At 69.5% G+C, this 23,513-nt stretch carries 25 protein-coding genes and 1 pseudogene; 13 read left to right on the forward strand and 13 right to left on the reverse strand.

What is annotated here, in order from left to right:
* Together HOQ23_RS10735 and mshD are read right to left on the reverse strand one after the other, a co-directional pair.
* Positions 1 to 397, reverse strand: a pseudogene (locus HOQ23_RS10735) (hypothetical protein); the annotation flags it as partial.
* A gap of 158 nt (positions 398 to 555) precedes the next feature.
* Positions 556 to 1,371, reverse strand: a complete 816-nt coding sequence (mshD, locus tag HOQ23_RS10740) for a mycothiol synthase (RefSeq protein ID WP_172214598.1) — start codon at positions 1,369 to 1,371, stop codon at positions 556 to 558.
* A gap of 124 nt (positions 1,372 to 1,495) precedes the next feature.
* Here mshD and HOQ23_RS10745 point away from each other — a divergent pair, with 124 nt between their 5' ends.
* Positions 1,496 to 2,887, forward strand: coding sequence for a polysaccharide biosynthesis tyrosine autokinase (locus HOQ23_RS10745; protein WP_172214600.1), 1,392 nt, complete (start codon positions 1,496 to 1,498; stop codon positions 2,885 to 2,887).
* Positions 2,888 to 2,912: 25 nt separating this feature from the next.
* Here HOQ23_RS10745 and HOQ23_RS10750 read toward each other — a convergent pair whose 3' ends face one another.
* Positions 2,913 to 3,773, reverse strand: a complete 861-nt coding sequence (locus HOQ23_RS10750; RefSeq protein ID WP_172214602.1) for a 3-keto-5-aminohexanoate cleavage protein — start codon at positions 3,771 to 3,773, stop codon at positions 2,913 to 2,915.
* Between the two features lie 42 nt (positions 3,774 to 3,815).
* Between HOQ23_RS10750 and dtd the strand changes: the two genes are divergently transcribed.
* Positions 3,816 to 4,274 (forward strand): D-aminoacyl-tRNA deacylase, encoded by a 459-nt coding sequence (gene dtd / locus HOQ23_RS10755; protein WP_172214603.1) that lies wholly within the window; start codon positions 3,816 to 3,818, stop codon positions 4,272 to 4,274.
* A 9-nt stretch (positions 4,275 to 4,283) separates the two neighbouring features.
* On the opposite strand, the gene HOQ23_RS10760 is transcribed toward dtd, so the two are convergent.
* Together HOQ23_RS10760 and HOQ23_RS10765 are read right to left on the reverse strand one after the other, a co-directional pair.
* A complete protein-coding gene (locus tag HOQ23_RS10760; RefSeq protein ID WP_172214604.1) occupies positions 4,284 to 4,646 on the reverse strand; it encodes a DsrE family protein in 363 nt (120 codons plus the stop codon).
* A gap of 222 nt (positions 4,647 to 4,868) precedes the next feature.
* On the reverse strand, positions 4,869 to 5,369 hold the full coding sequence (locus HOQ23_RS10765) for a hypothetical protein (protein ID WP_172214605.1): 501 nt from the start codon (positions 5,367 to 5,369) through the stop codon (positions 4,869 to 4,871).
* Between the two features lie 247 nt (positions 5,370 to 5,616).
* Here HOQ23_RS10765 and HOQ23_RS10770 point away from each other — a divergent pair, with 247 nt between their 5' ends.
* On the forward strand, positions 5,617 to 6,276 hold the full coding sequence (locus HOQ23_RS10770) for a GDSL-type esterase/lipase family protein (protein ID WP_172214606.1): 660 nt from the start codon (positions 5,617 to 5,619) through the stop codon (positions 6,274 to 6,276).
* On the opposite strand, the gene HOQ23_RS10775 is transcribed toward HOQ23_RS10770, so the two are convergent.
* On the reverse strand, positions 6,260 to 7,633 hold the full coding sequence (locus tag HOQ23_RS10775; protein WP_172214607.1) for an SGNH/GDSL hydrolase family protein: 1,374 nt from the start codon (positions 7,631 to 7,633) through the stop codon (positions 6,260 to 6,262). The two genes, HOQ23_RS10770 and HOQ23_RS10775, sit on opposite strands and share 17 nt — an antisense overlap.
* A gap of 121 nt (positions 7,634 to 7,754) precedes the next feature.
* Here HOQ23_RS10775 and HOQ23_RS10780 point away from each other — a divergent pair, with 121 nt between their 5' ends.
* From HOQ23_RS10780 to HOQ23_RS10790, 3 genes are read left to right on the forward strand one after another with little or no spacing between them, the layout of a single operon-like run.
* The gene (locus tag HOQ23_RS10780) at positions 7,755 to 8,249 is read left to right on the forward strand and encodes an FABP family protein (protein WP_172214608.1); all 495 of its coding nucleotides are present in this window, start codon (positions 7,755 to 7,757) and stop codon (positions 8,247 to 8,249) included.
* A 12-nt stretch (positions 8,250 to 8,261) separates the two neighbouring features.
* The gene (locus HOQ23_RS10785) at positions 8,262 to 8,693 is read left to right on the forward strand and encodes a Fur family transcriptional regulator (RefSeq protein WP_172214609.1); all 432 of its coding nucleotides are present in this window, start codon (positions 8,262 to 8,264) and stop codon (positions 8,691 to 8,693) included.
* Entirely contained in the window at positions 8,690 to 9,664 is a 975-nt protein-coding gene (locus HOQ23_RS10790; protein WP_367650454.1) for a folate-binding protein YgfZ, read from the forward strand. The genes HOQ23_RS10785 and HOQ23_RS10790 overlap by 4 nt, the downstream gene beginning before the upstream one ends.
* A 38-nt stretch (positions 9,665 to 9,702) precedes the next feature.
* Here the strand turns inward: HOQ23_RS10790 and HOQ23_RS10795 are convergent, their stop codons facing one another.
* From HOQ23_RS10795 to HOQ23_RS10805, 3 genes are all read right to left on the reverse strand, one after another.
* Entirely contained in the window at positions 9,703 to 9,876 is a 174-nt protein-coding gene (locus HOQ23_RS10795; RefSeq protein WP_172214610.1) for a hypothetical protein, read from the reverse strand.
* Positions 9,877 to 10,061: 185 nt separating this feature from the next.
* Positions 10,062 to 10,259 carry a hypothetical protein gene (locus HOQ23_RS10800; RefSeq protein ID WP_172214611.1) on the reverse strand — a complete coding sequence of 66 codons (198 nt, stop codon included), beginning with the start codon at positions 10,257 to 10,259 and terminating at the stop codon, positions 10,062 to 10,064.
* A gap of 199 nt (positions 10,260 to 10,458) precedes the next feature.
* Positions 10,459 to 11,199: a response regulator transcription factor gene (locus HOQ23_RS10805; RefSeq protein WP_172214612.1), complete on the reverse strand. Its 741-nt coding sequence runs from the start codon at positions 11,197 to 11,199 to the stop codon at positions 10,459 to 10,461.
* 108 nt (positions 11,200 to 11,307) lie between these two features.
* Between HOQ23_RS10805 and HOQ23_RS10810 the strand changes: the two genes are divergently transcribed.
* Together HOQ23_RS10810 and HOQ23_RS10815 are read left to right on the forward strand one after the other, a co-directional pair.
* A complete protein-coding gene (locus HOQ23_RS10810; RefSeq protein ID WP_172214613.1) occupies positions 11,308 to 11,583 on the forward strand; it encodes a MoaD/ThiS family protein in 276 nt (91 codons plus the stop codon).
* A gap of 166 nt (positions 11,584 to 11,749) precedes the next feature.
* Positions 11,750 to 15,220, forward strand: a complete 3,471-nt coding sequence (locus HOQ23_RS10815; RefSeq protein ID WP_172214614.1) for an Ig-like domain-containing protein — start codon at positions 11,750 to 11,752, stop codon at positions 15,218 to 15,220.
* A 105-nt stretch (positions 15,221 to 15,325) separates the two neighbouring features.
* Here HOQ23_RS10815 and HOQ23_RS10820 read toward each other — a convergent pair whose 3' ends face one another.
* Both HOQ23_RS10820 and HOQ23_RS10825 read right to left on the reverse strand, forming a co-directional pair.
* On the reverse strand, positions 15,326 to 15,529 hold the full coding sequence (locus HOQ23_RS10820; protein WP_172214615.1) for a hypothetical protein: 204 nt from the start codon (positions 15,527 to 15,529) through the stop codon (positions 15,326 to 15,328).
* Between the two features lie 223 nt (positions 15,530 to 15,752).
* Positions 15,753 to 16,942, reverse strand: a protein-coding gene (locus HOQ23_RS10825; protein WP_172214616.1) for an IS3 family transposase whose coding sequence is annotated in 2 segments (ribosomal slippage) — positions 15,753 to 16,661 and positions 16,664 to 16,942 — 1,188 coding nt in all. Because the reading frame shifts where the segments join, the coding sequence is not laid out codon by codon here.
* 166 nt (positions 16,943 to 17,108) lie between these two features.
* On the opposite strand from HOQ23_RS10825, the gene HOQ23_RS10830 reads away from it, so the two are divergent.
* Positions 17,109 to 17,393: a thioredoxin family protein gene (locus tag HOQ23_RS10830; RefSeq protein WP_253945423.1), complete on the forward strand. Its 285-nt coding sequence runs from the start codon at positions 17,109 to 17,111 to the stop codon at positions 17,391 to 17,393.
* A gap of 273 nt (positions 17,394 to 17,666) precedes the next feature.
* On the opposite strand, the gene HOQ23_RS10835 is transcribed toward HOQ23_RS10830, so the two are convergent.
* On the reverse strand, positions 17,667 to 18,686 hold the full coding sequence (locus HOQ23_RS10835; RefSeq protein ID WP_172214617.1) for a GDP-mannose 4,6-dehydratase: 1,020 nt from the start codon (positions 18,684 to 18,686) through the stop codon (positions 17,667 to 17,669).
* Between the two features lie 303 nt (positions 18,687 to 18,989).
* On the opposite strand from HOQ23_RS10835, the gene HOQ23_RS10840 reads away from it, so the two are divergent.
* The 3 genes from HOQ23_RS10840 to HOQ23_RS10850 are packed head-to-tail and all read left to right on the forward strand — an operon-like array spanning position 18,990 to position 20,655.
* Positions 18,990 to 19,454 carry a DUF4395 domain-containing protein gene (locus HOQ23_RS10840; RefSeq protein ID WP_172214618.1) on the forward strand — a complete coding sequence of 155 codons (465 nt, stop codon included), beginning with the start codon at positions 18,990 to 18,992 and terminating at the stop codon, positions 19,452 to 19,454.
* Positions 19,455 to 19,507: 53 nt separating this feature from the next.
* Positions 19,508 to 20,356, forward strand: a complete 849-nt coding sequence (locus HOQ23_RS10845; protein WP_172214619.1) for a sulfurtransferase — start codon at positions 19,508 to 19,510, stop codon at positions 20,354 to 20,356.
* A 2-nt stretch (positions 20,357 to 20,358) separates the two neighbouring features.
* Positions 20,359 to 20,655, forward strand: a complete 297-nt coding sequence (locus tag HOQ23_RS10850) for a DUF1416 domain-containing protein (RefSeq protein ID WP_172214620.1) — start codon at positions 20,359 to 20,361, stop codon at positions 20,653 to 20,655.
* 158 nt (positions 20,656 to 20,813) lie between these two features.
* Here HOQ23_RS10850 and HOQ23_RS10855 read toward each other — a convergent pair whose 3' ends face one another.
* Positions 20,814 to 22,055 (reverse strand): hypothetical protein, encoded by a 1,242-nt coding sequence (locus tag HOQ23_RS10855; protein ID WP_172214621.1) that lies wholly within the window; start codon positions 22,053 to 22,055, stop codon positions 20,814 to 20,816.
* 554 nt (positions 22,056 to 22,609) lie between these two features.
* Between HOQ23_RS10855 and HOQ23_RS10860 the strand changes: the two genes are divergently transcribed.
* Positions 22,610 to 23,452, forward strand: a complete 843-nt coding sequence (locus HOQ23_RS10860) for a glycosyltransferase family 4 protein (RefSeq protein WP_172214622.1) — start codon at positions 22,610 to 22,612, stop codon at positions 23,450 to 23,452.
* The last annotated feature ends 61 nt before the right edge of the window (positions 23,453 to 23,513 follow it).

Raw genomic sequence — 23,513 nt, forward strand, 5'->3', positions numbered from 1 at the left:
CCTGCGCGGCGGCCTCGGCCTGGGCGCGGGCGGCCTGCTCGGCCTCCTCGCGCAGCCGGGCGGCCTCGGTGGCGGCCTGCTCGGCCGCGGCGCGGTCCTCGGCGGCCTCGGTGGCGGCCTGCTCGGCGGCGGCACGCGCGGCGAAGGCCTCCCCCACAGCGACGGCGCGCTCGGCCACCAGCCGGTCGGCGGCGGCACGGGCCACGGTCGCCTCACGGGCGGCGTCCTCGGCGACGAGGCGCTCGGCGTTCGCCTCGGCGGCGGCCAGCTCGGCCGCCCGGCGCAGGTTGGTCGCCTGCTCGGCGGTGGCCTGGGCCTCGCCGAGCCGCGCGGCGTACTCCTCGGGGCTGAGGAGGGGAGCGGCCGGAGCAGCGGGTTCGGTGGGTCCAGCAGGCACAGGTGCCTTGTCGCGACGCCGCCAGCGGCGCCCGCCGGTCTGGTCGGATTCGTCGAGTGAGGTGGCCGCGTTCATCGGCGCTGAGCGTAGTCGAGTTCCGCCGCACGAACCCCACTGGTCACAGCCCCCGTTGTCGGCCGACCGACGAACCCGCCCGCTCAGCCCCGCCGGTACTGCACGTGCGTGTCGACGTCGTCGTGGCGGAAGCCCAGGCGGGAGTAGACGGCGATGGCGGGGGCGTTGTCGGACTCGACGTAGAGCAGCACCTCGCGCACGCCCGCGTCGGTGAGGTGGTGCAGGCCGGCGAGGGTGAGCAGGGTGCCGAGCCCGCGGCCCTGGGCGGCGGGGTCGATGCCGACGACGTAGACCTCGCCGAGCTCGGGGGAGTGGCGCTTGGTCCAGTGGAAGCCGAGCAGCCGGTCCGAGCCGGGCTCGGTGGCGACCAGCAGCCCGGCGGGGTCGAACCAGTCGGCGCTCATCCGCTCCGCGAGCTCCGCGGCGTCCATCGCCCCCTGCTCGGGGTGCGCGGCGAAGGCGGCGGCGTTGACCCGCACCACCTCGTCGGCGTCGCCGGGGCGGTAGCCGCGCACCTCGATCCCCTCGCGCGGCTCCAGCGCCGGCAGCGGCTGGGTGGCGTCGCGGCGCATCACCCACAGGTCGCGCACCCGCGCGAAGTCGTACGCCGCGGCGAGCGCGGCCGCCCCGGGGTGGTTGCCGTGCGACCAGGCCAGCAGCGGCCCGGCGCCGTCCACGGCGACCAGCACCTCGCCCAGCAGGTCGCGCCCGACCCCGCGACGCCGCGCGGCGGGCCGCACGACGAGGGTCAGCTCGTCCCCGACCAGCAGCGCGAAGCCGTCCTCGCGCTCCCAGGTGCGCACCCGGTCGGGGTGGCGCAGGGCGCGCCAGGTCGCCTCGTCCAGCGGCGCGGCGCCGTCCGCCTCCTCGGCCTCGCGGGCGATCTCCTCGATGCTCATGCGGCCACCCTGCCACGGCGCCCGGAGGGTGGGGTTGACCACACTGCGATGCCGGTCACGCGGGCCGGCTCGCCGCCCGATAGGGTCGCCGGGCCGACCCCCCTGCATCGACTGGAGTGCCCGCGTGGAGCTGCGTGACTATCTGAGGCTGCTTCGGCGGCGCTGGCTGATGATCCTGTCCGTCACGGCGGTGGTGCTGGCGGCGGCGGCGACCCTCACCTTCACGGCGACCCCCCAGTACCAGTCCTCGGCGCAGCTCTTCGTCTCCGTCTCCAGCCAGAGCGGCGGCAGCGACGCCTACCAGGGCGCGCTGTTCTCCGGCCAGCGGGTGACTTCCTACGCCCAGCAGGTCGGCACCACGCAGCTGGCCGACTCGGTGATCGCCGACCTCGACCTCGACCTCACCCCGGGTGAGCTCAAGGACAAGGTCTCCGCCTCGGTCCTCCCCGAGACCGTGATGGTCAAGATCACCGCGACCGACCCCGAGCCGGCCCTGGCGCAGGCGATCGCGCAGTCCTACGCCGAGCAGCTCTCGCTGTGGATCGACGAGATCGAGACCGTCGGCGGGCGCACCCCGATCCGCGCCAGCCTCTCCGACGCCGCCTCGCTGCCCAGCGACCCGTCCTCCCCGCAGCCGGTGCGCAACCTGGGCCTCGGCCTGGTGCTCGGCCTGCTGCTGGGCGTCGGCCTGGCGCTGCTGCGCGAGCTGCTCGACACCTCGGTGAAGGACCCGGCCGAGGCCACCACGCTCAGCACCGCGCCGATGCTCGGCTCGGTCGCCTACGACGCCGCGGCCCGCACCGAGCCGCTGATCACCTCGCTGCCCTCCACGGCGCCGCGCGCCGAGGCGTTCCGGGTGATCCGCACCAACCTGCAGTTCCTCGAGGTCGACCACCCCGAGAAGGTCGTCGTGGTGACCTCCGCGCTGCCCAACGAGGGCAAGACCAGCACCGCGCTCAACCTCGCGCTCTCCCTCGCCCAGGCGGGCCAGAAGACGCTGCTCATCGAGGGCGACCTGCGCCGGCCCAAGGCCAGCGCCGCGCTCGGCCTCGACCATGCGGTCGGCGTCACCACGATCCTGGTCGGCAAGGTCAGCCTCGAGGAGGCGCTCCAGAAGCACCCCGACAGCGACCTGTCGGTGCTCAGCGCCGGCGCGATCCCGCCGAACCCGGCCGAGCTGCTCCAGTCGCACGCGATGACCGAGCTGCTGGCCAAGATCCGCGCCGACTTCGACGTCGTGATCATCGACGCCCCGCCGTTGCTGCCGGTCACCGACGCCGCGCTGCTGGCCTCGCACGCCGACGGCGCGCTGCTGGTGGTGCGCTACGGCTCCACCACCCGCGAGCAGCTCACCCAGTCCGTGGAGCGGCTGTCCAGCGTGGACGCCAAGCCGCTGGGCCTGGTCATGAACATGGTGCCCTCGCGACGCCACGGCAGCGGCTACGGCTACGGGTACGGCTATGGCTACGGCTACGCCCCCGAGACCGTCGACTCCGGCAAGCGCAAGAAGGCCTGACCCCGCTCCCCGCGTCCGGCCCCGCTCAGCGGGGTCGGACGCCGAGCAGCGCCCCGGCTCCGCGGCCGTCGACCGGCTCGCGCTGGGCCAGCCGGCCCAGCGCGACGGCCCGCTCCACGAGTTGGGCGTTCGACTCCACCGGCAGGCCGGGGGCGTAGGAGAGCACGTCCTCCATCCCGACGCGCAGGTGTCCGCCCATCGACAGCGCCGCCAGCGCGACCGGGAGGGTGGAGCGGCCCACGCCGGTGGCCGACCAGCTGGTCACCTCGGGCGGCAGCATCGCGACCGCCGCCACCAGGGCCGGCGCCGTCCCGGGCATCCCGCCGGGCACGCCCATCACCAGGTCGCAGTGCACGCGCCCGCCGTACGGCAGCCCCTCGGCGTCGAGCAGCCGGCGCAGCGCGGCGACCTGGCCGAGGTCGAAGAGCTCGAACTCCGGCACCACCTCCCGCTCCTGGCTGAGCAGGTAGAGCTCGCGCACGAACGGCCACGGGTTGAGGAACACCTCGTCGCCGAAGTTCACCGTGCCCATGGTGAGGCTGCACGAGTCCGGCGCCGCGTCGAGCACCCGCAGCCGATCGTCGAGCGGGTCGTGCACCGAGCCGCCGGTGGAGAGCTGGACGACGAGGCCGGTGCCCTCCCGCAGCGCCGTGACGGTCTCGGTGAGCCGCCCCAGGTCGAGCGTGGGCCGGTGCTCGGCGTCGCGGATGTGCACGTGCACCATCGCGGCGCCGGCGGCCTCGCAGGCCTTGGCGGCGACGACCAGCTCCTCCAGCGTCGTGGGGAGCTGGGGGCAGTCGCTCTTGGCCGTCTCCGCGCCGGTGGGCGCCACGGTGACGAGCAGGGCGTTGCGGGGGAGCGGGCTGGGGTCCGGGGCGGCCGTCATCCCGGCATGCTGCCAGAGACCGCGGTGCGAGAACATGCCTCCGTGCGAGCGGTGATCCAGCGTGTCCTGCGGGCGAGCGTCCGCGTCGTCGACGACGGGTCCGTCGACCCGGTCGGCCGGGTGGTCGGCGAGATCGCGGAGCCCGGGCTGCTGGTCTACCTCGGCGTCACCCACGACGACGGCCCGGCCGACGTGGCCTGGACGGCGCGCAAGGTCTGGGACCTCCGCCTGCTGCGCGAGGAGCGCTCCGCCTCCGACATCGGCGCCCCGGTGCTGGTGGTCAGCCAGTTCACGCTGTACGGCGACGCCCGCAAGGGCCGGCGCCCCACCTGGCAGGCGGCGGCGCCGGGGCCGGTCAGCGAGCCGCTGTACGACGCGTTCTGCGCCGAGCTCGAGCGCCTCGGCGCCCACGTCGAGCGGGGCGTGTTCGGGGCGGACATGCGGGTCGAGTCGGTCAACGACGGCCCGATCACCTTGCTGCTGGACAGCCCCCGCCCCTAGCGGGGCGGTTCAATAGACGAGCGCCTGCACCCCGTCGCGCAGCGCCTCCTCGGCGAACACCGCAGCCCCCGCGATCCGCACGCCCTCAGCGACGTCGGCCTGGGTGATCCCGCGACGGGTGGCGCACTGGGTGCACACCGTCACCGACCCGCCGCCCAGCACCACCTCGAGCAGCGCCGCCACCGGCGTGGCGTGCTCCAAGCCGAGGTCGAGGCCTCTAGCTGGCACCGCGGCCCAGACGGCGTCGCCGGTCAGCCAGAGCGACACCTCCGCCCCCGCCGCGACGGCAGCGCCAGCGACGGTGAAGGCCTGGTTGGACCGTTCGGGGTCGTCGGCGCCGCAGGTGACCTTGACGAGGAGGGGGCGAGGCATGGGCTGAGGCTAGAGGACGACGTCCTCCAGCATCTGCGGCCCGGCGGCAAAGAACATTTTCTGACAGGTGGTCGCGCTGCTATCCCGGCCGATCGCGGCTAATAACGCCAGGCGGCCACGAGGCCGCCGACGAAGGCGCCCAGGAGGAACCCGAGGGAGAGGTACATGAGTCGGAGCGCGGTCAATTGGCCGCGGAGGCACTCGGCGATCAACGTGGCGGCCTCATCGGCTGAGGACATCGCTCACCACCTTCTTTGTGACTTCGTAGGTCAAGGTGCCCCCGGCCACAGCCCCATCGAGCATCCCCAGGATCGTGACGAGTGAGACGAGGAACGCCACTATGGCCGCGCGAGGCTTGTCACTGATCTCGTTGCGGATGAGTTCGGCTAGGCGTTGGTCGCGCGCCGAGACCGTCACGGCAACAGCATCCGCGATGTGCTGGAGATCAGCATCGGAGAGCCCGGGGTCCTCGGCAGCATTGACGAGTCGCTGTACCTCGGCTTGGACCTGCCGCAGAGCGAATCGCGACCAGGAAGGCGCCGAGATGGCTGTCGCAAGGCCCTCGACATCGAAGTCGTAGGTGCCCTCCATTACCGCTGACTCGGCCCCGCACCTCGGGCAACTCTCAAAGCAGTTCTGAATCGTGACGTTCGAACTGGAACTGACGCCGAATCGACGAGACGCGAACGAGCCGTGGGTTGGGCAGACGGCAACAACTGGCATACGCGGACCCTAGGGCGTCCGGGCGAGGCTTGCTGACGAGTCGCTAACCCGGTCGCAGACAGTGCGAGTGCTCACGTTTCGACAGGGCGGAGGACGGGCCCTCGCCCCATGACCTAGCCTTCGGCTCGTGGTGAAGTCACGGGGGCGGTCCAGGTCCAGGTCCAGGTCCAGCCGCGATACGTCGGTCGGTCGGAAACTACGAGCCGCGGCCGGCGTTGCCCTGGTTCTTGCGGTCGCGATCGGCTGCATGGTTGGCCTGAGTCAGTGGCGCAGCGAGGTCCAGGCCGCTGCGGATCGCGCCAAGTCGGCGCCCCCGCTGGACCCGTTCCCGACGCCCGAGCCCGGCCTATCCACGGTCTTCCACGGCGACTCCATCACGCAGGCAGACACCGACACCTTCGACTCCTTCCCCGGGCAGGGGTCGTGGGTCGGGCACGCGTTGTCGTACAAGGACATTCCGTGGGAGTACCGGGCCACGACCGCGGTGGCGGGTCAGACCACGACCGAGATCCGCGCGCGGTTCGCCGCAGACGTGCTATCCCGCAAGCCTCAGGCCGTGGTGCTTCTGGCCGGCACCAACGACATCGGCCAGGGCGTGACCACCGCTGAGACCATCGCCAACCTGCGAGCGATGATCGAGGCAGCGCAGCGTCGCGACCTCGAGGTCTGGCTGATCTCGCCGCCGCCCCGTGCCGACTATGCCGCGCAGGTCTCGGCCCTGATCGCCGCGGAAGAGGCTCTCGCCAAGGAGCTGGGCGTCCCGCTGATCGACGGGCACACGGCCCTCGCCGCTCCCCAGGGTGGCTACAAGCGGGGCTTGAGCAGCGACGGCATCCACCCGAACCGCGAGGGCGCGGAGGTCTTGGGCGAAGCCGTCGCCACTCAGGTCGTCAAGGGCGACCGCTGAGGGCGAGCAGCTCTCGCTTCAACACATCCGCCTGGCGCCGGGCGCCTCGGTCCGCCGCGCCGCTCACGGGCAGCGGGTGCACGTTGTCGCCGGCGTTCACGAGGGACTTCCCTCCATCAGCGCGCGCGGCGAACGCCTCGAACGTCGGCACGTACACCCAGTCCCGCTCTCGGGCGTGCGCACGCAGAGCGGCCATCCGAGCGCGCTGGCCGACCTCGTTCGCATCGCCTGTGAAGCGAGGGTTCTGCGAACAGACGACGACGGGGATCTGGTCGTCGTACTTGGCGTGCATCGCGGACACGAACCCGTCCACTGCCGCCAGGAACGCCGCTCCGGTGTCGGCGCCGTAGTTCTGCCCGTGGTTGACGACCAGGACGTCAGGGCGCTCGGGATACATCGCGTCGATCCGCGCCAGCTGAGAGGCGATGGTCGAGCCCGCGATCATGCCGTTGTAGACCGTCGCCCACGGGAGAGGACTCGGAACCGCAGGGGTCGGGTCGCTCGGGGCGGTCGTGACGGCGCCTCGCACTTCCAGCGTCTCGGCCTGCCACGTCGGGTCGGCGGGCGAGTTGAACCCGACCGTCGTCATCGCCTCGACGGCAGCGAGATCGCCGCCCGTGAGCTCGAACGACATCGACTGTCCGTTGACTGTTGCGGTCAGCGTGGTCCCGCTCAGAGAGAGGGCGAAGACGTAGTCGGCCGCGGGCTGGCCGGAGGGGATCGTGTTGGCCGGGAGAGTGCCCAGCACGGTCGCGGTGCCCGCGATCCGCTTGACCACCGTCACGGCCACGCTCGTGGACCCGGCGAGGGCGATCTCGAGGTCATTCGAGGCGTCCTTGCGCACGCCGTAGAACTTGGTCTGCTTGTTGCTGGCGTTGTTGCTCGCGATGCGCATCGTGCACGATGCCGCGAAGTCGGCGCCGCTGCGGGCAGCGAGGGGCGCCGCGACGATGGCACTGGAGGCCCCCGTGGTCACGAGGCGGTCCCCATCGGTGGACAGCACGCCAGTGGTCCCGGTCCAGGCCCCCGCCCCCGTGTCGAGCGCAGAGCCGACAAGCGGGCCGGTTCGGGCGAAGCTGTCGTATCCAATCAGCGTGTTCGGCACCGTGCCTCCCGGAGTGCCCGGGGTCGCGGGGGACTCGGCGGTCTGCCAGATCGTGAAGTCCGACGGGTAGGCGTCGGGGGTCTTCTGCCAGCGGAGCAGGCGCGCCGGGCGGTCAGGCCAGTGCTCGGCGAACAGCTCCTTGAGCGCGGTCTCGTAGAACTCGTCGGCGTAGTCGCCCGTCGAGTCGCCGGCCGAGGCGATCACGACCGACCTCATCGCTCGCATGTCGAGCGCGGCGATCGCTTCGTCCACAGTGCGAGCGTTCAGGCGCGCCCGGCTCACCCCCGCCGCAATCGAGGCAGATAGCAGCGCCGCGAGGGCGCGCTAGTTGTCGCATGCCGATGAACCAGCCCGAACTCCTAGACTGGACCCCATGCCCTTCGAGATCCCCCAGAACCTCCACCCCGACTGCGCCCCGCTGGCGTGGCTGCTCGGCACCTGGCGGGGCAACGGGCACGGCGACTACCCCTCGATCGAGAAGTTCCAGTTCGGCCAGGAGCTGATCTTCACCCACGACGGACGCCCGTTCTTCCACTACATGTCGCGCGCGTGGATCATCGACGACAACGGCGAGAAGGTCCGCGACGCCGCCCTCGAGAGTGGCTTCCTGCGTGCCCAGCCCGGCGGCAAGGTCGAGATGGTGCTCGCCCACAACACCGGCATCTCGGAGATCTGGTACGGCCAGGCCGAGGGCGGCAAGCTCGAGATGCACACAGCCGGCGTGGCGTTCACCGAGACCGCCAAGGAGGTCACCGCCGGGCACCGTCTCTACGGCAACGTCGAGGGCGACCTGCTCTACGCCTACGACATGGCAGCCACCGGCCACGAGCTCCAGCCCCACCTGTGGGCCCGGCTGAAGCGTGCCTGAGGTGCGGACACCGTGACCGAGGAGCTGCGCGACCGGCTGCGGGGGAAGGGCTACCGGCTCACCCCCCAGCGCGAGCTGATCCTGCGCGCCGTCGAGAAGTTGCGCCACGCCACCCCCGACGAGGTGTACGCCGAGGTCCAGGCCGCCTCCAGCGCCGTCAACCGCTCCACCGTCTACCGCACCCTCGAGGTCCTCGAGGAGCTCGGGTTGGTGCGCCACGCCCACATCACCGACCGGGCGCCGACCTACCACGCGGTCGGCGACCACGAGCACTTCCACCTGGTGTGCCGGAATTGCCAGGGCGTCACCTCGGTTGACCCCGACGTGATCGCGCCCGCGATCGAGGCGCTGCGCGCCAGCCACGGCTTCGCACCCGACGTGGGCCACCTGACCGTGTTCGGCACCTGCGCCGACTGCCAGTCCACCGCTAAGGACCTCCCGTGACCAGCTCCCGCCCCGCCAGCCCGCTGCTCGCCCTGCCCGGCGCCGTCGCCGGCAACGGCCCCGACGCCCCGGTCGCCGCCCACTACGGCAGCCTCTACGGCGAGCAGCGCACGCTCGAGGCCGGCGAGGGCTTCGTCGACCTGTCCCACCGCGACGTGGTGCGCATCAGCGGCCCGGACCGGCTGACCTGGCTGCACTCGCTGACCACACAGTTCCTCGAGGGGCTCGTCCCGAGCCGCTGGACCGGGGCGCTGATCCTCAGCCCGCAGGGCCACATCGAGCACGGCTTCGTCGGCATCGACGACGGCGAGACCTTCATCGCCCACACCGAGCCCGGCGCCGGCGCCGCCCTGGCCGGCTTCCTGGACCGGATGCGGTTCATGATGCGCGTCGAGGTCACCGACGTCAGCGATGAGCTGGCGGTCACCTGGCGTCCGAGCCGCGCCGGTGAGGACGCCGGCTGGTACGACGCCTACGAGCTGGTCCCGCGTGAGCAGCTCACGGCCTACGCCGAGGCGGCCGGCCCGGCCGCCGGCACCTGGGCCTTCGAGGCGCTGCGGATCGCACGGGGCGAGCCGCGGATCGGCGCCGACACCGACACCCGCACCATCCCCAACGAGGTCGGCCTGATCGGCCCCGCGGTGCACCTGGACAAGGGCTGCTACCGCGGCCAGGAGACGGTGGCCCGGGTGCACACCCTGGGCCGCCCGCCGCGCCGGCTCACGCTGCTGCACCTCGACGGCTCCGAGAACGTGCTCCCCGAGGTCGGGGCGGACCTCACCAACGACGACGGCAAGGTCGTCGGCCGGGTCGGCAGCTCCGCGCGCCACCACGAGCTCGGCCCGATCGCGCTCGCGCTGGTCAAGCGCAACGTCCCCCTCGACGCCCAGCTGCTCGCCGGCGGGCTCGCGGCGGCCCAGGAGGTCGTGGTCGACCCCGAGGTCGGTCTGCACGTCCGCCCGCTGCGCTGACCTTGCCGGCCGATGGCCGGCGGACACGATGGCGGGGATCAGGCCGGACGGGCGGCGCGCAGGCGGTCGAGGGCGTCCTCGAGGTCGGCGCGGTGCGGGATCCAGCCGCGGGCCAGCTCCGCGGCGAACAGGGCCGTGAGCGCCTCGAGCTCGCTCGCGGTCACGAGGTGCTTGACGGTGAACTCCTGCGGTGTGCTGTGGATCAGCGCCATCGGTCCTCCCCAGGTCCGGATGCCAAGACGCCCCGCCTGGCGTACAGGCGGGGCGTCAACCCACGTCGCTACCTCAGAAGGCCCTCCAGCGACGTGAGGGTGCGGCGCTGCCAGTACACGCCACGCATGTGAGTCGCGTCATACCCCAGATTGGGTATGTCGGTCGCTCGGCAACCGGGTCGGGGTCAGACGACGGTGAGCGCGCGATACACCAGCACCGCGGTGATCACCAGCAGCACCGCCAGCGCGGCGAGCTGGACGGTGCGAATGACCTGGTGCTCGACGTTGGGGTGCTGGCGCAGGTGGCGCCAGCGGCGCCGCATCGTCATCCGGCGCTGTGGTGCCGGCGTGGACAGGTGGTCGCGGCTGCGCAGATCGTTCATGGTCTCCCTCGATGCTGGGCCGAGATGGGTGGCGAGAGCACCAGCGCACACCCGGGGCACGGCATCCGGGGTCGCGGACGGGACCGGCCGCCGGTTTCCCCACGACAGCGACACGCTCCGGGAAGACGATAGGGAGTGCCGCTGGCGCGGGACGGGGGATCGCGGAACTGGCGTCCGGCTGGCCGGACCGGTCCAGACCTCAGACCCGTTCGTCGACGGCGTCGTCGGCAGACGCGGCCGCTGGGGGCGCGTCCTTCTCCTTGGTCGGCAGCACGAAGCGATAGCCGACGTTGCGGACGGTGCCGATCAGCGTCTCGTTCTCGGGGCCGAGCTTGGCGCGCAGCCGGCGCACGTGGACGTCGACGGTGCGGGTGCCACCGAAGTAGTCGTAGCCCCACACCTCCTGGAGCAGCTGCTGGCGGCTGAAGACCCGACCCGGGTGCTGGGCCAGGAACTTCAGCAGCTCGAACTCCTTGAACGTCAGGTCAAGGGACCGCCCGCCGATCTTCGCGGTGTACGTCGCGTCGTCGACGACCACCTCGCCGGAGCGGATCACGTGGGCGTCGGGGTCCGCGGCCTCGCGCTGCGCCGCCATCCGGCCGACGGCGAGCTTGATGCGCGCCTCCAGCTCGGCCGGCCCGCAGGTGTGCAGGACGACGTCGTCCATGCCCCAGTCGTGGGTGACCACCGACAGGCCGCCCTCGGTGACGATCAGCAGCACCGGGACGTCGGTGCCGGTGGTGCGGATCAACCGGCACAGGTCGCGGGCCTGCGCGAGGTCCTGCCGCCCGTCCACGAGCAGCAGGTCGGAGTCGGGCGCCTCGAGCAGGGCGCTGCCCTCGGCGGGCAGGATCTTGACCTGGTGGGGGAGCAACGAGAGGCCGGGCAGCACGCCGGAGGACGGCTGCAGGGCGCTGGTGAGGAGCAGGAGTGTGCTCACAGTGGTCTCCTCCCGAGGGGGGCAGGGGACCGAAACGCAACGCTGGGCTCCGGCCTGTTAACCGGGGAGTTTAGGTAACGTCACAGACATGGTGGAAGGTGCCCGCTGGTGAATGAGACGCAGGTCATCCGGATCAGGTACTGGGCGGCGGCCCGCGCGGCCGCCGGGGTGGCCGAGGAGCAGGTGCCGGTCGACGGCCCGGTCCGCCTCGGCGATCTGGTGCGCACGGTGCTCGCGCGCCACGAGGACAGCCGCTTGGGCGACGTCATCGCCTCCTGCTCGGTGCTGCTGGGCGAGCAGCCGGTGAGCACCCGGGACCCCGACGAGGTCGTCGTGCCGCCCGGCTCGTCGGTGGAGTTCCTGCCGCCGTTCGCCGGGGGATGAGCCGCGAGGGCTGCCGCGTGACGTGGGTCTCGGGCTCCCCGCGGGGTGTCACCGAGCCGTAACAGTTCGAAACATTCGAGGACGTCGGCGCTCCTACGGTGCGGTCTCCCGCATCCCTCCGCCGCCGTTCGGGCGCTCGGTGGAGGCAGTCCTCGAGGAGTGCCCCTTGCACAACTATCTGCGCCGACGCGCATCGGTCGGCCTGTCCGCCGCGCTGCTCGCCGGCTCCCTGGCCGGCATGGCGCTGGCCCCGGCCGCCTCGGCCGCCGACCCCGTCCTCGCCTCCGGATCCGACTGGAACGTCGTCTCGGCGCCCGGTGGCTACCTCGTCACCGTCGAGCTCGACGAGCCGCTGCCGATGCGCTCGGACGCCCCGACCATCGTCGTCGACGGCGAGGCCGTCGGTGCGGCCGTCGAGTCCGCCGACGGTCTCTCGCTGACCGCGTTCACCTCCGACCCGGCGGTCGCCGGCGCCGAGAGCGCCGAGGCCGGCTGGTCCAGCCAGTCCGTCCCGGGCTCCTCCGCTCCGGACCGCGCGGTCGAGGTGCCCGACGCGCCGGCGCCGTCGGAGATCTCCGCCGACCCCGCCGCCAAGGGCAGCTACGCCTGGACCGAGTCGATCTACAAGTTCGGCGACCAGGCGATCGACCTGGCCGCCATCGGCGGTGTCCGCGGCGAGCTCGAGGGCAAGGTCTACCTGCCCACCACCGGCGGGCCCCGGCCCACCGTGCTGCTGCTGCACGGGCGCCACACCTCCTGCTACGGCACCGGCCCGACGCACAACAACCGCTGGCCGTGCGCCACCGCCCCGGACAACGAGCTGCGGATGTCGATCCCCAGCTACGCCGGCTACGACGGCACCGCGCAGGCGCTGGCCAGCCACGGCTACGCCGTCGTCTCGATCTCGGCCAACGCCATCAACTCCAACGACAACCAGCTCGCCGCCGACCGCGGCGCGGTCGCCCGCGGCCAGCTGCTCCTCGACACCCTGGAGATGCTGCGCAAGGCCAACGCCGGCGAGAAGGTCGCCTTCCACGACGAGTGGACCGACCGCACCCTGACCCTCGACGAGGCGCTCGTCGAGGGCGCGCGCTCGTATGAGCTGCGCCGCGAGGGCTTCGTCAACGGCGCCCCCGACCTCGACCAGGTCACCGCCGCCGACCTCGTCGGCCGCTTCGACCTCAGCTCGATCGGCATGATGGGCCACTCCCGCGGCGGCGAGGGCGTCACCGCGGCGGCCACCCTCAACCAGGGCCTCGACACGCCGTGGGCGATCGAGTCGATCCTGCCGCTCGCACCGGTCGACTTCGGCCGGATGACGGTGCCCAACGTCCCGATGAACGTGGTCCTGCCCTACTGCGACGGCGACGTCTCCAACCAGCAGGGCCAGCACATGCTCGACGACTCGCGCTACGCCTTCGGCGACGACGTGCTGCGCTCGGGCACCTGGGTGATGGGCGCCAACCACAACTTCTTCAACACCGCCTGGACCCCGGGTGAGTACAAGTACAGCGTCAGCGACGACTGGAGCAACAGCGCCGCGCGGCGCACCGAGGCCATCTGCGGCACCGACCCGTCGGTCGCCGGCACCTCGATCCGCCTCTCGCCGTCCGAGCAGTACGAGCTCGGCAACGCCTACATGACCGCCTGGTTCCGCGCCACCCTCGGCGGGGAGGAGCGCTTCCTGCCGCTCTTCGACGGCTCCGGCACGGTCCCGGCCTCGCTCGACGGCGCCGACGTGCGCACCGTCGCCACCGCGCCCTCCTCGGCGCGCTCGACCATCGCCTCCTTCGAGAAGGCCTCCTCGCTGGTGCGCCCGGTCGGCAGCGCCACCGCCGCGCCGTGCGCCAGCATGGGCGCGCGCACCACGGTGCAGTCGCTCGCCGCGTGCAGCACCTCCCTGGCCTCCGCCCAGCTGCCGCACTGGACCCCCGCCACCAACGGCGGCAACGTGCCGGCCACCCCGGTGACCCGGTTCTCGTGGACCGGCGCCAACGGCCAGCTGCGCGTCAGCGTCCCGGCCGCGCGCCGTGACGCCGGTGCCTACGACCGCCTCTCGGTCAAGCTGGCCGCCGACGAGACCGTCGAGACCGCCACCGACCTGGTGCTCTCGGTCGTCGACGGGGCGGGCAGGACCTTCAGCGCCCCGGTCTCCGAGCTCAACCCCTACGCCCTGGTGCGGATGCCGACCTCCACCAGCAGCGCCGCCACGTCGACGCTGAAGAAGATCGTGCTCCAGCAGGTCAACGTCGCGACCGCCGACCTCGCGGCCGCCGGTCTCGACGTGGCCAACCTGCGCGAGGTCCGCTTCGCCGCGGCCCCCGGCGCCGAGCAGGGCGCGGCGTACCTCTCCGACCTCGCCTTCGAGAGCTCCTCCGTGGGCACGCCCACCGTGAAGCGCGAGCCGGTGCTCGGCGTCTTCGCCCCCGGCGTGGACGAGGGCAACGCCCCCGGCACCTACGACATCGCCGTGCACCTCGACGCCCCGGCGTCGGCCCCGGTCACCGGCTACGTCTCGCTGCTCGGCTCGGCCACCAGCCGCGCCGCCGCCGCGATGGAGAAGGTCACCTTCGCCCCCGGCGAGACCTGCAAGGTCGTCACCGCGCCGCTGCCCGGCGACACGGACGCGAGCAGCACCAACGGCACCTCCGTCACCGCCAGCGTCATCAACACCGCCAACGCGGTGATGGGCCACGACGCCATCGTCTTCACCACCATCCGTGAGGACGACGGCGTCACCGGCAGCGCCACCGAGCTCCCCGCCTTCGGCGAGCCCGGCGACGTCTGCGCCGAGCTGGCGGCCGTCCAGGCGGGCGGCACCGTCACCGCGCCCGAGGCCTTCACCCCGGGCACCGAGGCCGGGCTCAGCGCCGCGGGCTTCCGCGCCGGTGAGGCCGTCACCTTCGCCGCCGATGGCCTGGAGCCGGTGACCGTCGTCGCCGACGCCAGCGGCACGGCCACCGCGAGCCTGACCGTGCCCGAGGACGACACCCGTCGCCTCGTCCCGGTCACCGCCACCGGCGCGGCCACCGGCCGCATCGCCACCGGCGAGCTCGCCCGGGTCAAGCGGGTCGCCACGATCGCGGTCGAGCTCGACGCCGCGAGCAACGTGTTCGGCGCCGCCAGCACGGTCACCGCCCGCGTCGAGGAGACGTCCGGCGAGGTCGAGTTCGGCTACGGCGACACCACTGTCGCGGTGCCGGTCGACGCCTCCGGCGTGGCCACGCACGCCCTCCCGGCGTCGCTCCCGGCCGGTCGCCACACGATCACCGCGCGCTACCTCGGCACCGACGAGACGGCGGCCACCGAGACCGTCAGCACGACCTACCGGGTGACCAGGAAGGCGACCACCACGTCGCTCAAGGTCGCCAAGCAGGTCCGCAAGGGCGCCAAGCTCCAGGTGACGGTCAAGGTCGGCGGCAAGGTCGCCCAGACCGCGGTCACCGGCAAGGTCCGCCTCAAGGTCGCCGGCGCCGCGTCGACGACCCGCACCGCCAAGGTCGGCCCCGCCGGCACCGTCCGCTTCACCCTCGTCGCCCCGCGACGTGGCGCGAAGCTGACGCTCACCGCCCGTCACCTCGGTGGCGGCAGCTACGCCGGCAGTGCGTCGAAGACGGTCCGCGTGACGCTGCGCTGATCAACGCGTGACCACCGGGGCCCGCGCGCCCCGTGCAGCACCGCGAGGGCGGGAGATCACCGATCTCCCGCCCTCGTCGTACGTCGTGGCCGGCGGCGTCGCTGATCAGCGGGGACGCGCCAGGACGGCGCAGGCGGCCACCCCGAGGCCCCAGAACCCGAAGACGGGGAGGTCGCCGACGTTGATGCCGTGCCCGGGAGCCACCGGGAAGAGGGTGCGGCCCGACCAGGGCCCGTGCCCGGCGATCAGCAGCACGGCGAGCGCGGTGAGACAGAGCGCGGCGACGAGGGCGAGGGTCATCCGCAGCACCCGCTCATCGTAGGCGCGCGATGCGCCGGAATGTGCGGGTCTCCGCGCGGGTTGGACCTTCGTGACCCCCGGCATCTGGATCGCGCTCGGCGCGCTCGTGCTCGCCCTCTCCTTCGGTGCCTACCGCGCGCGCACCGACGGCCGATTCCGTGCCGCGCGCCGAAGCACGGAGGGGGAGCCCGGGACTGCCCCCGCTTTGGTTGACGCGTAGCGGTTGGGGTGTTCAGGCCGCGTCTGCGGCTGCGTAGATCATCTCAAACTCAACGGGCGTGAGCCTGCCAAGTCCTCGCTGTCGTCGGCGGCGGTTGTACTTCGTTTCGATCCAGCGGACCATCTCGAGCCGCAACTCGTCGCGGGTGTCCCAGCGGCGGGTGTTGAGCACGTTCTTCTGCAGGAGTGCGAAGAAGCTCTCCATGCTGGCGTTGTCACCGGCCCCGTAGGAGCGGCCCATCGACCCGACCAGGCCGTTGTTGGCCAGGAGCTGCTGGGTGCGTTTGGCGCGAAACTGACCGCCTCTGTCCGAGTGGCACACCGTGCCGACTGGTGAGCGAAGCGCGATCGCGTTCCGCATCGCAGCCTGCGCCAGCGACGACTTCATTCGCAAGTCGATCGAGTAGCCGACGATCTTGTTGGAGAAGACGTCCTTGATCGCGCAGATGTAGAGCTTGCCTTCACGCGTGGGGTGTTCTGAGATGTCCCAGAGCCACACCTTGTTCGGGCCGTCGGCGACGAACTCGTGCCGGATCACGCCGTGCTCATCAACGACCGCGAGCAGGTCGTCGTGCGGGGCCGGGCCCGTCGAGCCGGGCTTGGACCGTTTCTTGTGATGGCTGGCGGTGATTCCGGCGATGCGGCAGAGCCGATGCACGCGGTTCTCACCAACCTTGATGCCGTGCTCGTCGGCCAGCTCGTCGGTAAGGAACCGGTAGCCGAGCGTGGCGTCGTCTTCGTGGATGTCGTAGAGGACGTCGATGACGTGGGCGTCGTCCCAGTCACGTTGGGACACGGGATCCTTGAGCCACTTGTAGTACCCCTGGGTCGTCAGACCCAGGACCCTGCACGCCACCGCGACCGGCACCCTGATCGGGGCACCGGCCGCGGCCATTTCGCGGACGAGCGGGAATACTATTTTCCCGGCAGGTTCGCCTGAGACAGGTAGGCGGCTGCCCGGCGAAGGACTTCGTTCTCTTGTTCGAGGAGACGGATCCGCTTGTTCGCTTCGCGAAGCTCCTTGCGGTCGTCGTCGGTCATACCCGGACGCTTGCCGTCTTCGATGTCGGCCTTCTTCATCCAGTTGGCCAGCGAGCCTTCGGAGATGCCGAAGTCCTTCGCGATCTGAGCCAGTGACGACTGGCCCTGGCGGGCCACTCGCACGACGTCGTCGCGGAACTCCTTGGGATAGGGCTTTGCCACGAGGGACATCCTTCCAGCGAGGAGTGATCCTCACAGGTCAGGCATCAACCAAACTCGGGGCAGTCCCCCCGCTGCCACCGCCGGTCCTGTCGACGGACCGGAGCCGGCGCCGTCTGTCGAGTCGCGGGCCTGGGACGCCGTCGCGGCGGCACTGCCGGACGAGCAGCTGGGGCAGCGGGCGACCCTCGTGCAGTTCTCGACCGCCTTCTGCGCGCCGTGCCGGGTCACCAAGCGGGTCCTGGCCGAGGTCGCGGACGTCGTCCCCGGGGTGCGCCACGTCGAGGTCGACGCCGAGCACCACTTGGCGCTGACCCGCGAGCTCGGCATCCTGCGCACGCCCACGACGCTCGTCCTGGACAAGCACGGCGACGAGGTCACGCGAGCAGCCGGAGCGCCCCGCAAGGAGCAGGTGATCGCGGCGCTGGGTCGAGTCGGGGACGACGAGGCCTAGGTCAATGCTGGTGCACCGGCGAGGTGCAGCCGCACTGTTCACCCCAATGCGTGTGGTAGTCGTCGACGACGACGTGGCAGGTGTGGTCGCGACCGAACCGACGGCGAAACCGGGTTGTGGGATGTCCGCACGTAGAGCACAAGACTCCAGGCTCCGGCGATCGCGTGCGTGACTGCGGGGGCATCACTAAGCCGAACATGGCGAGACAGTTCCACTGTGATGGCCATCACGGACTGTTTGGGTGCTCCCGCTACCCCATGTTGGGGAGAACTACTACGGGAACAGGTAGGACTCGTGCTCGCCGATTCCGGTGCGCAGGCGTTCGATGTCGATCTTCACCATGTGCTCGATGACTGCGGGGAAGTCGAGGGTCGGCTCCCAGGAGAGCTGTTCGCGCGCCTTGGCCGGGTCGCCGTAGAGGTCTGCCACGTCGGCAGGTCGCATCAGCGCGGGATCCTGCTCAACGTGGCTCATGGGGTCGTCGATGCCGATGGCTGCGAATGCAACCGCCAACAGGTCGGACAACGCGCACGAGGTGCCTGTGGCCACGATGAAGTCCTGGGGTTCGTCGACCTGCAGCATCAGATGCATCGACCGCGCGTAGTCGCCAGCGAACCCCCAGTCTCGGCGGACATCGAGGTTGCCGAGAGTGACCGAGGACCGTCGCCCGAGGGCGATCTCCGCGACGGCGCGAGTGATCTTTCGTGTCACGAAGCTGTCGCCGCGCAACGGGCTCTCGTGGTTGTACAGCGTGCCAGTGCTCGTGAACAGGCCGTAGGACTCCCGGTAGTTGACCGTGAGGTGATGGGCGAAGCTCTTCGTGGCGGCGTACGGGCTGCGCGGGTGATGCGGTGTGCCCTCCGTCTGCGGCTGATGGTCGGCGATGCCGAACATCTCGGAGCTGGAGGGTTGGAAGTAACGAGGTGCCGCACCATGGCGGTCCCGGTAGGCGATCAGCTCCTCCAAGATCCGGAGCACTGCCATGCCGTTGGTCTCGGCCACGAGCTCGGCCTGGTCCCAGCTGGCGCCGACCGAGGTGAATCCGGCCAGGTTGTACAGCTCGTCGGGCGCGACGTCCTCCAACAGGCGTGCGAAGCCGCCGCGGTCCTGCTGGTCGAGCTCGACCACGTCGACCCCGGACAGATAGACGGCGCGTGACCTGAAGGTCGAGCTTCCGGGGCGAACGGTGCCCACCACCCGGTATCCCTGATCCCGGAGCAGTCGGGCGAGATAGATGCCGTCCTGGCCGGCCACCCCGGTGATGAGGGCGCGTGGCCCGGATGCAGTGCTCATGGTGCGGCGATCCTAGTCACACACTGCAGAGTCTCGCATAATGGAACGACCGTCTAGCATGTGAGACCGATGGTGAGCCGACGTGTCGCCCTACATACGGTGGGCTCATGTCCTCGACCTGGTTGACCAAGCGACGCGCAGTGGACCACTGCCGTGTGCGCTCGTCCCTGTGTCGACCCTCCTGAAGGCCCCCGAAGCTCTTTAGTCGAGTCATCTACTGCACTAAACTCGACGAAGGTGCTCTTCGCGGCGTGCCGAGACGTTGCCAGTTGCGTCACCGAGTTCCTTCTCGCAGGAGATGACATGTCCACGACCGTTCCCGCCCAGCGCACCCGCGCCGCGGCGACCGTCGACCCGCGCGGGCCGCAGTTCACCGCCGCGGTGACCGCGGTGCTGTTGCTGGTTGTGCTCGTGGTGCCGACCTCGGTGGCCACCGTCTTGATCGCCGTCCAAGCGGCGCTCTTCGCGCTTGGGGCAGCCCGCGGCGTCCAGCACACGCCGACCGCGTGGGCGTTCCGCGCCTGGGTGCGCCCGCGCCTGACGCCGCCCGCCGATCTCGAGGACGCCCGGCCGCCGCGCTTCGCCCAGGCCGTCGGCCTCGGCTTCGCGATGGTCGCCCTGATCGGCTTCCTCGCCGGCGCCGACCTGGTCGGCCTGGTCGCCACCGGGTTCGCGCTGGTCGCGGCCCTGCTCAACGCGCTGTTCCGCTTCTGCCTCGGCTGCGAGCTCTACCTGCTGCTCCGCCGCTTGGCGCCCCGACCGTCCTGACCTCACCGCCACATCAGACCCCGCGTCGCCTGACGCAACAGAAAGGTAGATACATGAGCCGCGAGAACGCCCTCGTCTCCGTCCAGTGGGTGGAGGACCACCTCGACGACCCGAAGGTCGTCGTCATCGAGGTCGACGAGGACACCGCGTCCTACGACCGCAGCCACATCCGTGGCGCGATCAAGCTCGACTGGACCACGGACCTCCAGGACCAGGTCCGTCGCGACTTCGTCAACAAGGAGCAGTTCGAGGCGCTGCTCTCCGAGCGCGGCGTCTCCAACGACGACACCGTCGTGCTCTACGGCGGCAACAACAACTGGTTCGCCGCCTACGCCTACTGGTACTTCACGCTCTATGGCCACAACGACGTCAAGCTCATGGACGGCGGCCGCAAGAAGTGGGAGCTCGACTCCCGCGAGCTGGTCTCCGAGGTCCCCACCCGCGCGAAGACCACCTACGTCGCCAAGGAGCAGGACCACTCGATCCGCGCCTTCCGTGACGAGGTCGTCGCCGCGATCGGCACCCAGAACCTGGTCGACGTGCGCAGCCCCGACGAGTACGCCGGTCGTCTGATGGCCCCTGCACACCTCCCCCAGGAGCAGGCTCAGCGCGCCGGCCACATCCCCACCTCGGTGAACGTGCCGTGGAGCAAGAACGCCAACGACGACGGCACCTTCAAGTCCGACGAGCAGCTCGAGGCGCTCTACAACGAGGTCGGCTTCGACGAGGACAAGGACACCATCGCGCTGTGCCGCATCGGTGAGCGCTCCTCGCTGACCTGGTTCGTCCTCCAGGAGCTGCTGGGCAAGAAGAACGTGAAGAACTACGACGGCTCGTGGACCGAGTACGGCTCGCTCGTCGGCGTCCCCGTCGTCCTCGGCGACGAGCCCGGGGAGGCCTGAGCATGTGCGGTGCAACTGCGGGCGGCCTGTCGCTCGACGGCGTGAACGTCGCCAAGGAGGCCATCATCCAAGGCCAGGTACTGCGTGACAGCGAGCCAGTCGGCAATGCCTACGTCCGGTTGCTCGACGCCACCGGCGAGTTCACCGCCGAGGTGCCCACCTCGGCGAGCGGGCACTTCCGCTTCTTCGCGCACGATGGCGAGTGGACATTGCGGACGCTGGCGCCGAAGGCGCTGCCGAGCGATCGAAGGGTGCGCGCTCAGACTGGCGTGATCGCAGAGATCCTGATCTCGCTATAGGGGAAGCAATAGAAATAGCAACGGCGCCGGCATAGAAATGCCGGCGCCTGTTGCATTCCACCCCGAAGACCATTGCACGGCTACGGCAATGTATCCCGACTGTTCGCGGGACCCGTCCATCACGCGGGACGATCAACCTCCAGAGCCATACTGATCGATTATCCACGCTTTTCTTGACGACTACCAGGGGGTACGTCTGAGAAACATAGCGCGGTCATGAGGAATAGCATCACGGCATAGCCGCGGTTTTCTGCCGGGAAGCCATTAAAAAGTAGCGCAACGGTCAAAGAACCACAGATCACGACGAACAGCCGACCGGCGGTCGCTTGTGGACCAAGTGCAGTCGCGGAACGATAGAGAAGGCGATGCAGGCGAATAAGGCAGATTGAAATGATAAGCGTTCCTAGGATGCCGAACTTGACCAAAACAACGATCGGAGTATCGAGGGTGAAATTATCCACTGAATCTGCGGTGACGTTATGATGGGGAAACGTATGCCCGAGGCCCCGACCGAGAACCAGATTCTGATCCCAAAGCCCGATCGCCCAAGAAGTAGCGGTGTCTCGCGCATTGGCGGACGCGTCGGCGGTGATAGCACTACTCCCGACCGCGAATAGGTCCAAGAACCAGCCCAGGCGACTGGAGGCGACCCCACCTCCCACGGCGTCAGAGATGAATAGGATCGCCACGAGAGCGCCCGATCCGATGAGCCCTGCTATAACTGGCCGAACCACATTCCTCATCCAGATAAGGGAGAATCCTATGCAGACCGTGAGCGATACTGCTACATAGAGCATTGGGGTTCGTCCGCCTGAGAGCAGGAGGAGCCCAAGCTGGAGGTAGGCGAGGATCAGATAGACAAGTCGGTGGCGACTGGAGCAAAAATAGATCGATAAACAGATTGCAATTCCAGGGAGTGCAGCATAAGAGGATGCGAGACCGAACTGGGGCAGCTCGACCGACCCGCCAGTGCGCCGCGACAGCCAACTAGACGCGAAGGAAAAGCTAGCAACGACGCCCGAAATGATAGTAAGTGACACCACGACACGATGACTAAGGACCTTACCTGCACGCGCCCCGACGGCAATACTTGCTGGGATTAGCAGGTAGTTTAAGCCGTCACGAATCCAGTCGGTCAGAGGGACATCGTTTGCGAGCAGGTGGAAAGCCGAGAAGTATGTGACCAGAGCTAGGGTGATGATCGATGCGCGCAACTGCGGAAGAATCGACAATCGCGCAGGTTCGTCACCTAGGGAAAACCATGCGACCGCACCGATGGCTACCAGAGTCAGCACGAAGAGTAGTTTGAGCGCCGCTGGCAAGGCTGGGTTCTGAAAGACCGCGAGGTACCCAACAAGAGTCCCGAAGAAGACCCAGCGCCAGATCTCCTGACCGTCCAAGTCTCGCCCCTGAGCCCGAGGTGTAGGCCAACTCGGAGAGCGTGTCGCAACTCGCTGCATTACCATAGAAATCCAACCCCGTAACAGTCAAGTGTGACGTCGCGTGCCTGCTCAGGCATTCCGCTTGGCGGAATGCGGTCGAAGGAATGTGACCAACAGCAAGGAGGTTCCCCTCCCGTTGAGGCCCATGATCGACCGCCAGTATGTAGTGTACTCGACCGACGGGGCACGAACCCTGGCAGGAACAACTTGGAGGTTAAGTGCGGGTCGCGATTCTGAGCCCATGGGGTGCAGGCGGCGGATATAGTGGTCCCCTCACCTTCATGGATCGACTTTTCGGGGCAGTCAAGAGCGAAGATCCGAGTATTTCGTTCGACATCATTGCGCGAGAGCGCCCAGATGAGGTGGCCCCGTCTTGGGCGAGTGACGTGATCTTCGTCGGCCCACGTAAATCGTCAGGATTCTCCACGGGGGACCAGGTCCGCTGGGGACTAGGCGCCAATCGGTTCTTGCGAAGATCCCGTGGAAGGTATCAGTGCCTCCACTTGCAGGGCGTGTATCTTCCGAACCAATTATCATTACTCGCCGCTAAGGGCTTGCCGACAACTACGGTGCTCCCGGTCCTCGAGGACGGAGATCTCGTAAGCAGTAAAGCGCTGACGGGACTCATGAAACGCATTCTCGTGCGGAATGTGATCGCCAAAGCGGCAGTCGGTATTGCGATAAGTGACGGTATTGCTCGGGAGCTTCAAGCGGCCGGCATGGCGGGGGAGCAAGTCGCCCGATTCGGAAATGTTGTCGAGTTTGGACGCGTCGTCGAACGGGCACCCAGGCCGGACGTGAACGTGCTTGGATTCGTGGGGAAGTTGGGCCCAGTCAAGCGCCCACACCTCATCCTCGAGGCGATTCGGAATCAAATTGACAGTGGGGCTAATGTGCGAGGCCTGTTTGTGGGTCCCTTCGCTACGCCGGAGTATCGGCGATACTTTGAACAATTGGTCGCACGCCTTGGGCTTGAGGAGGCTGTCGAGCTGACGGGTTTCGTCGCGGATCCGCGCGACCACATCGCCTCAATGGACCTATTCATTCTTCCGTCCGCCAGCGAAGGTCTGCCGGGAGCAATGGTCGAAGCCATGGCCGCAGGAGTTCCTTGCATAGTAACTGATGTGGGTGCGATGGGGGACGTTGTTCGGACGTCTGGCGGCGGATCGGTTATTGAACCTAGCAGTGATGGTATAGCGGCCTGCGTAGACGGCTACCGCGCGAATCCGGATGCCCTCACTAAGGCGTCCTCGTCAGCGCGCGCATTCGCTGCGCAGAATTTCTCTGCAGAGCAGGTTGCGCGAGAGTATATTCAACTGATTCACGCTCACCAATCGGAACTGAGGACAAGGTGAACGACCAATTACCAACGATCGACGGTCTGCGAAGCTCGCTTAGAAAATACGTCGGCAAAAC

The sequence above is a fragment of the Nocardioides sp. zg-DK7169 genome (genome assembly GCF_013155365.1).
In the GTDB taxonomy this organism is placed as follows: domain Bacteria; phylum Actinomycetota; class Actinomycetes; order Propionibacteriales; family Nocardioidaceae; genus Nocardioides.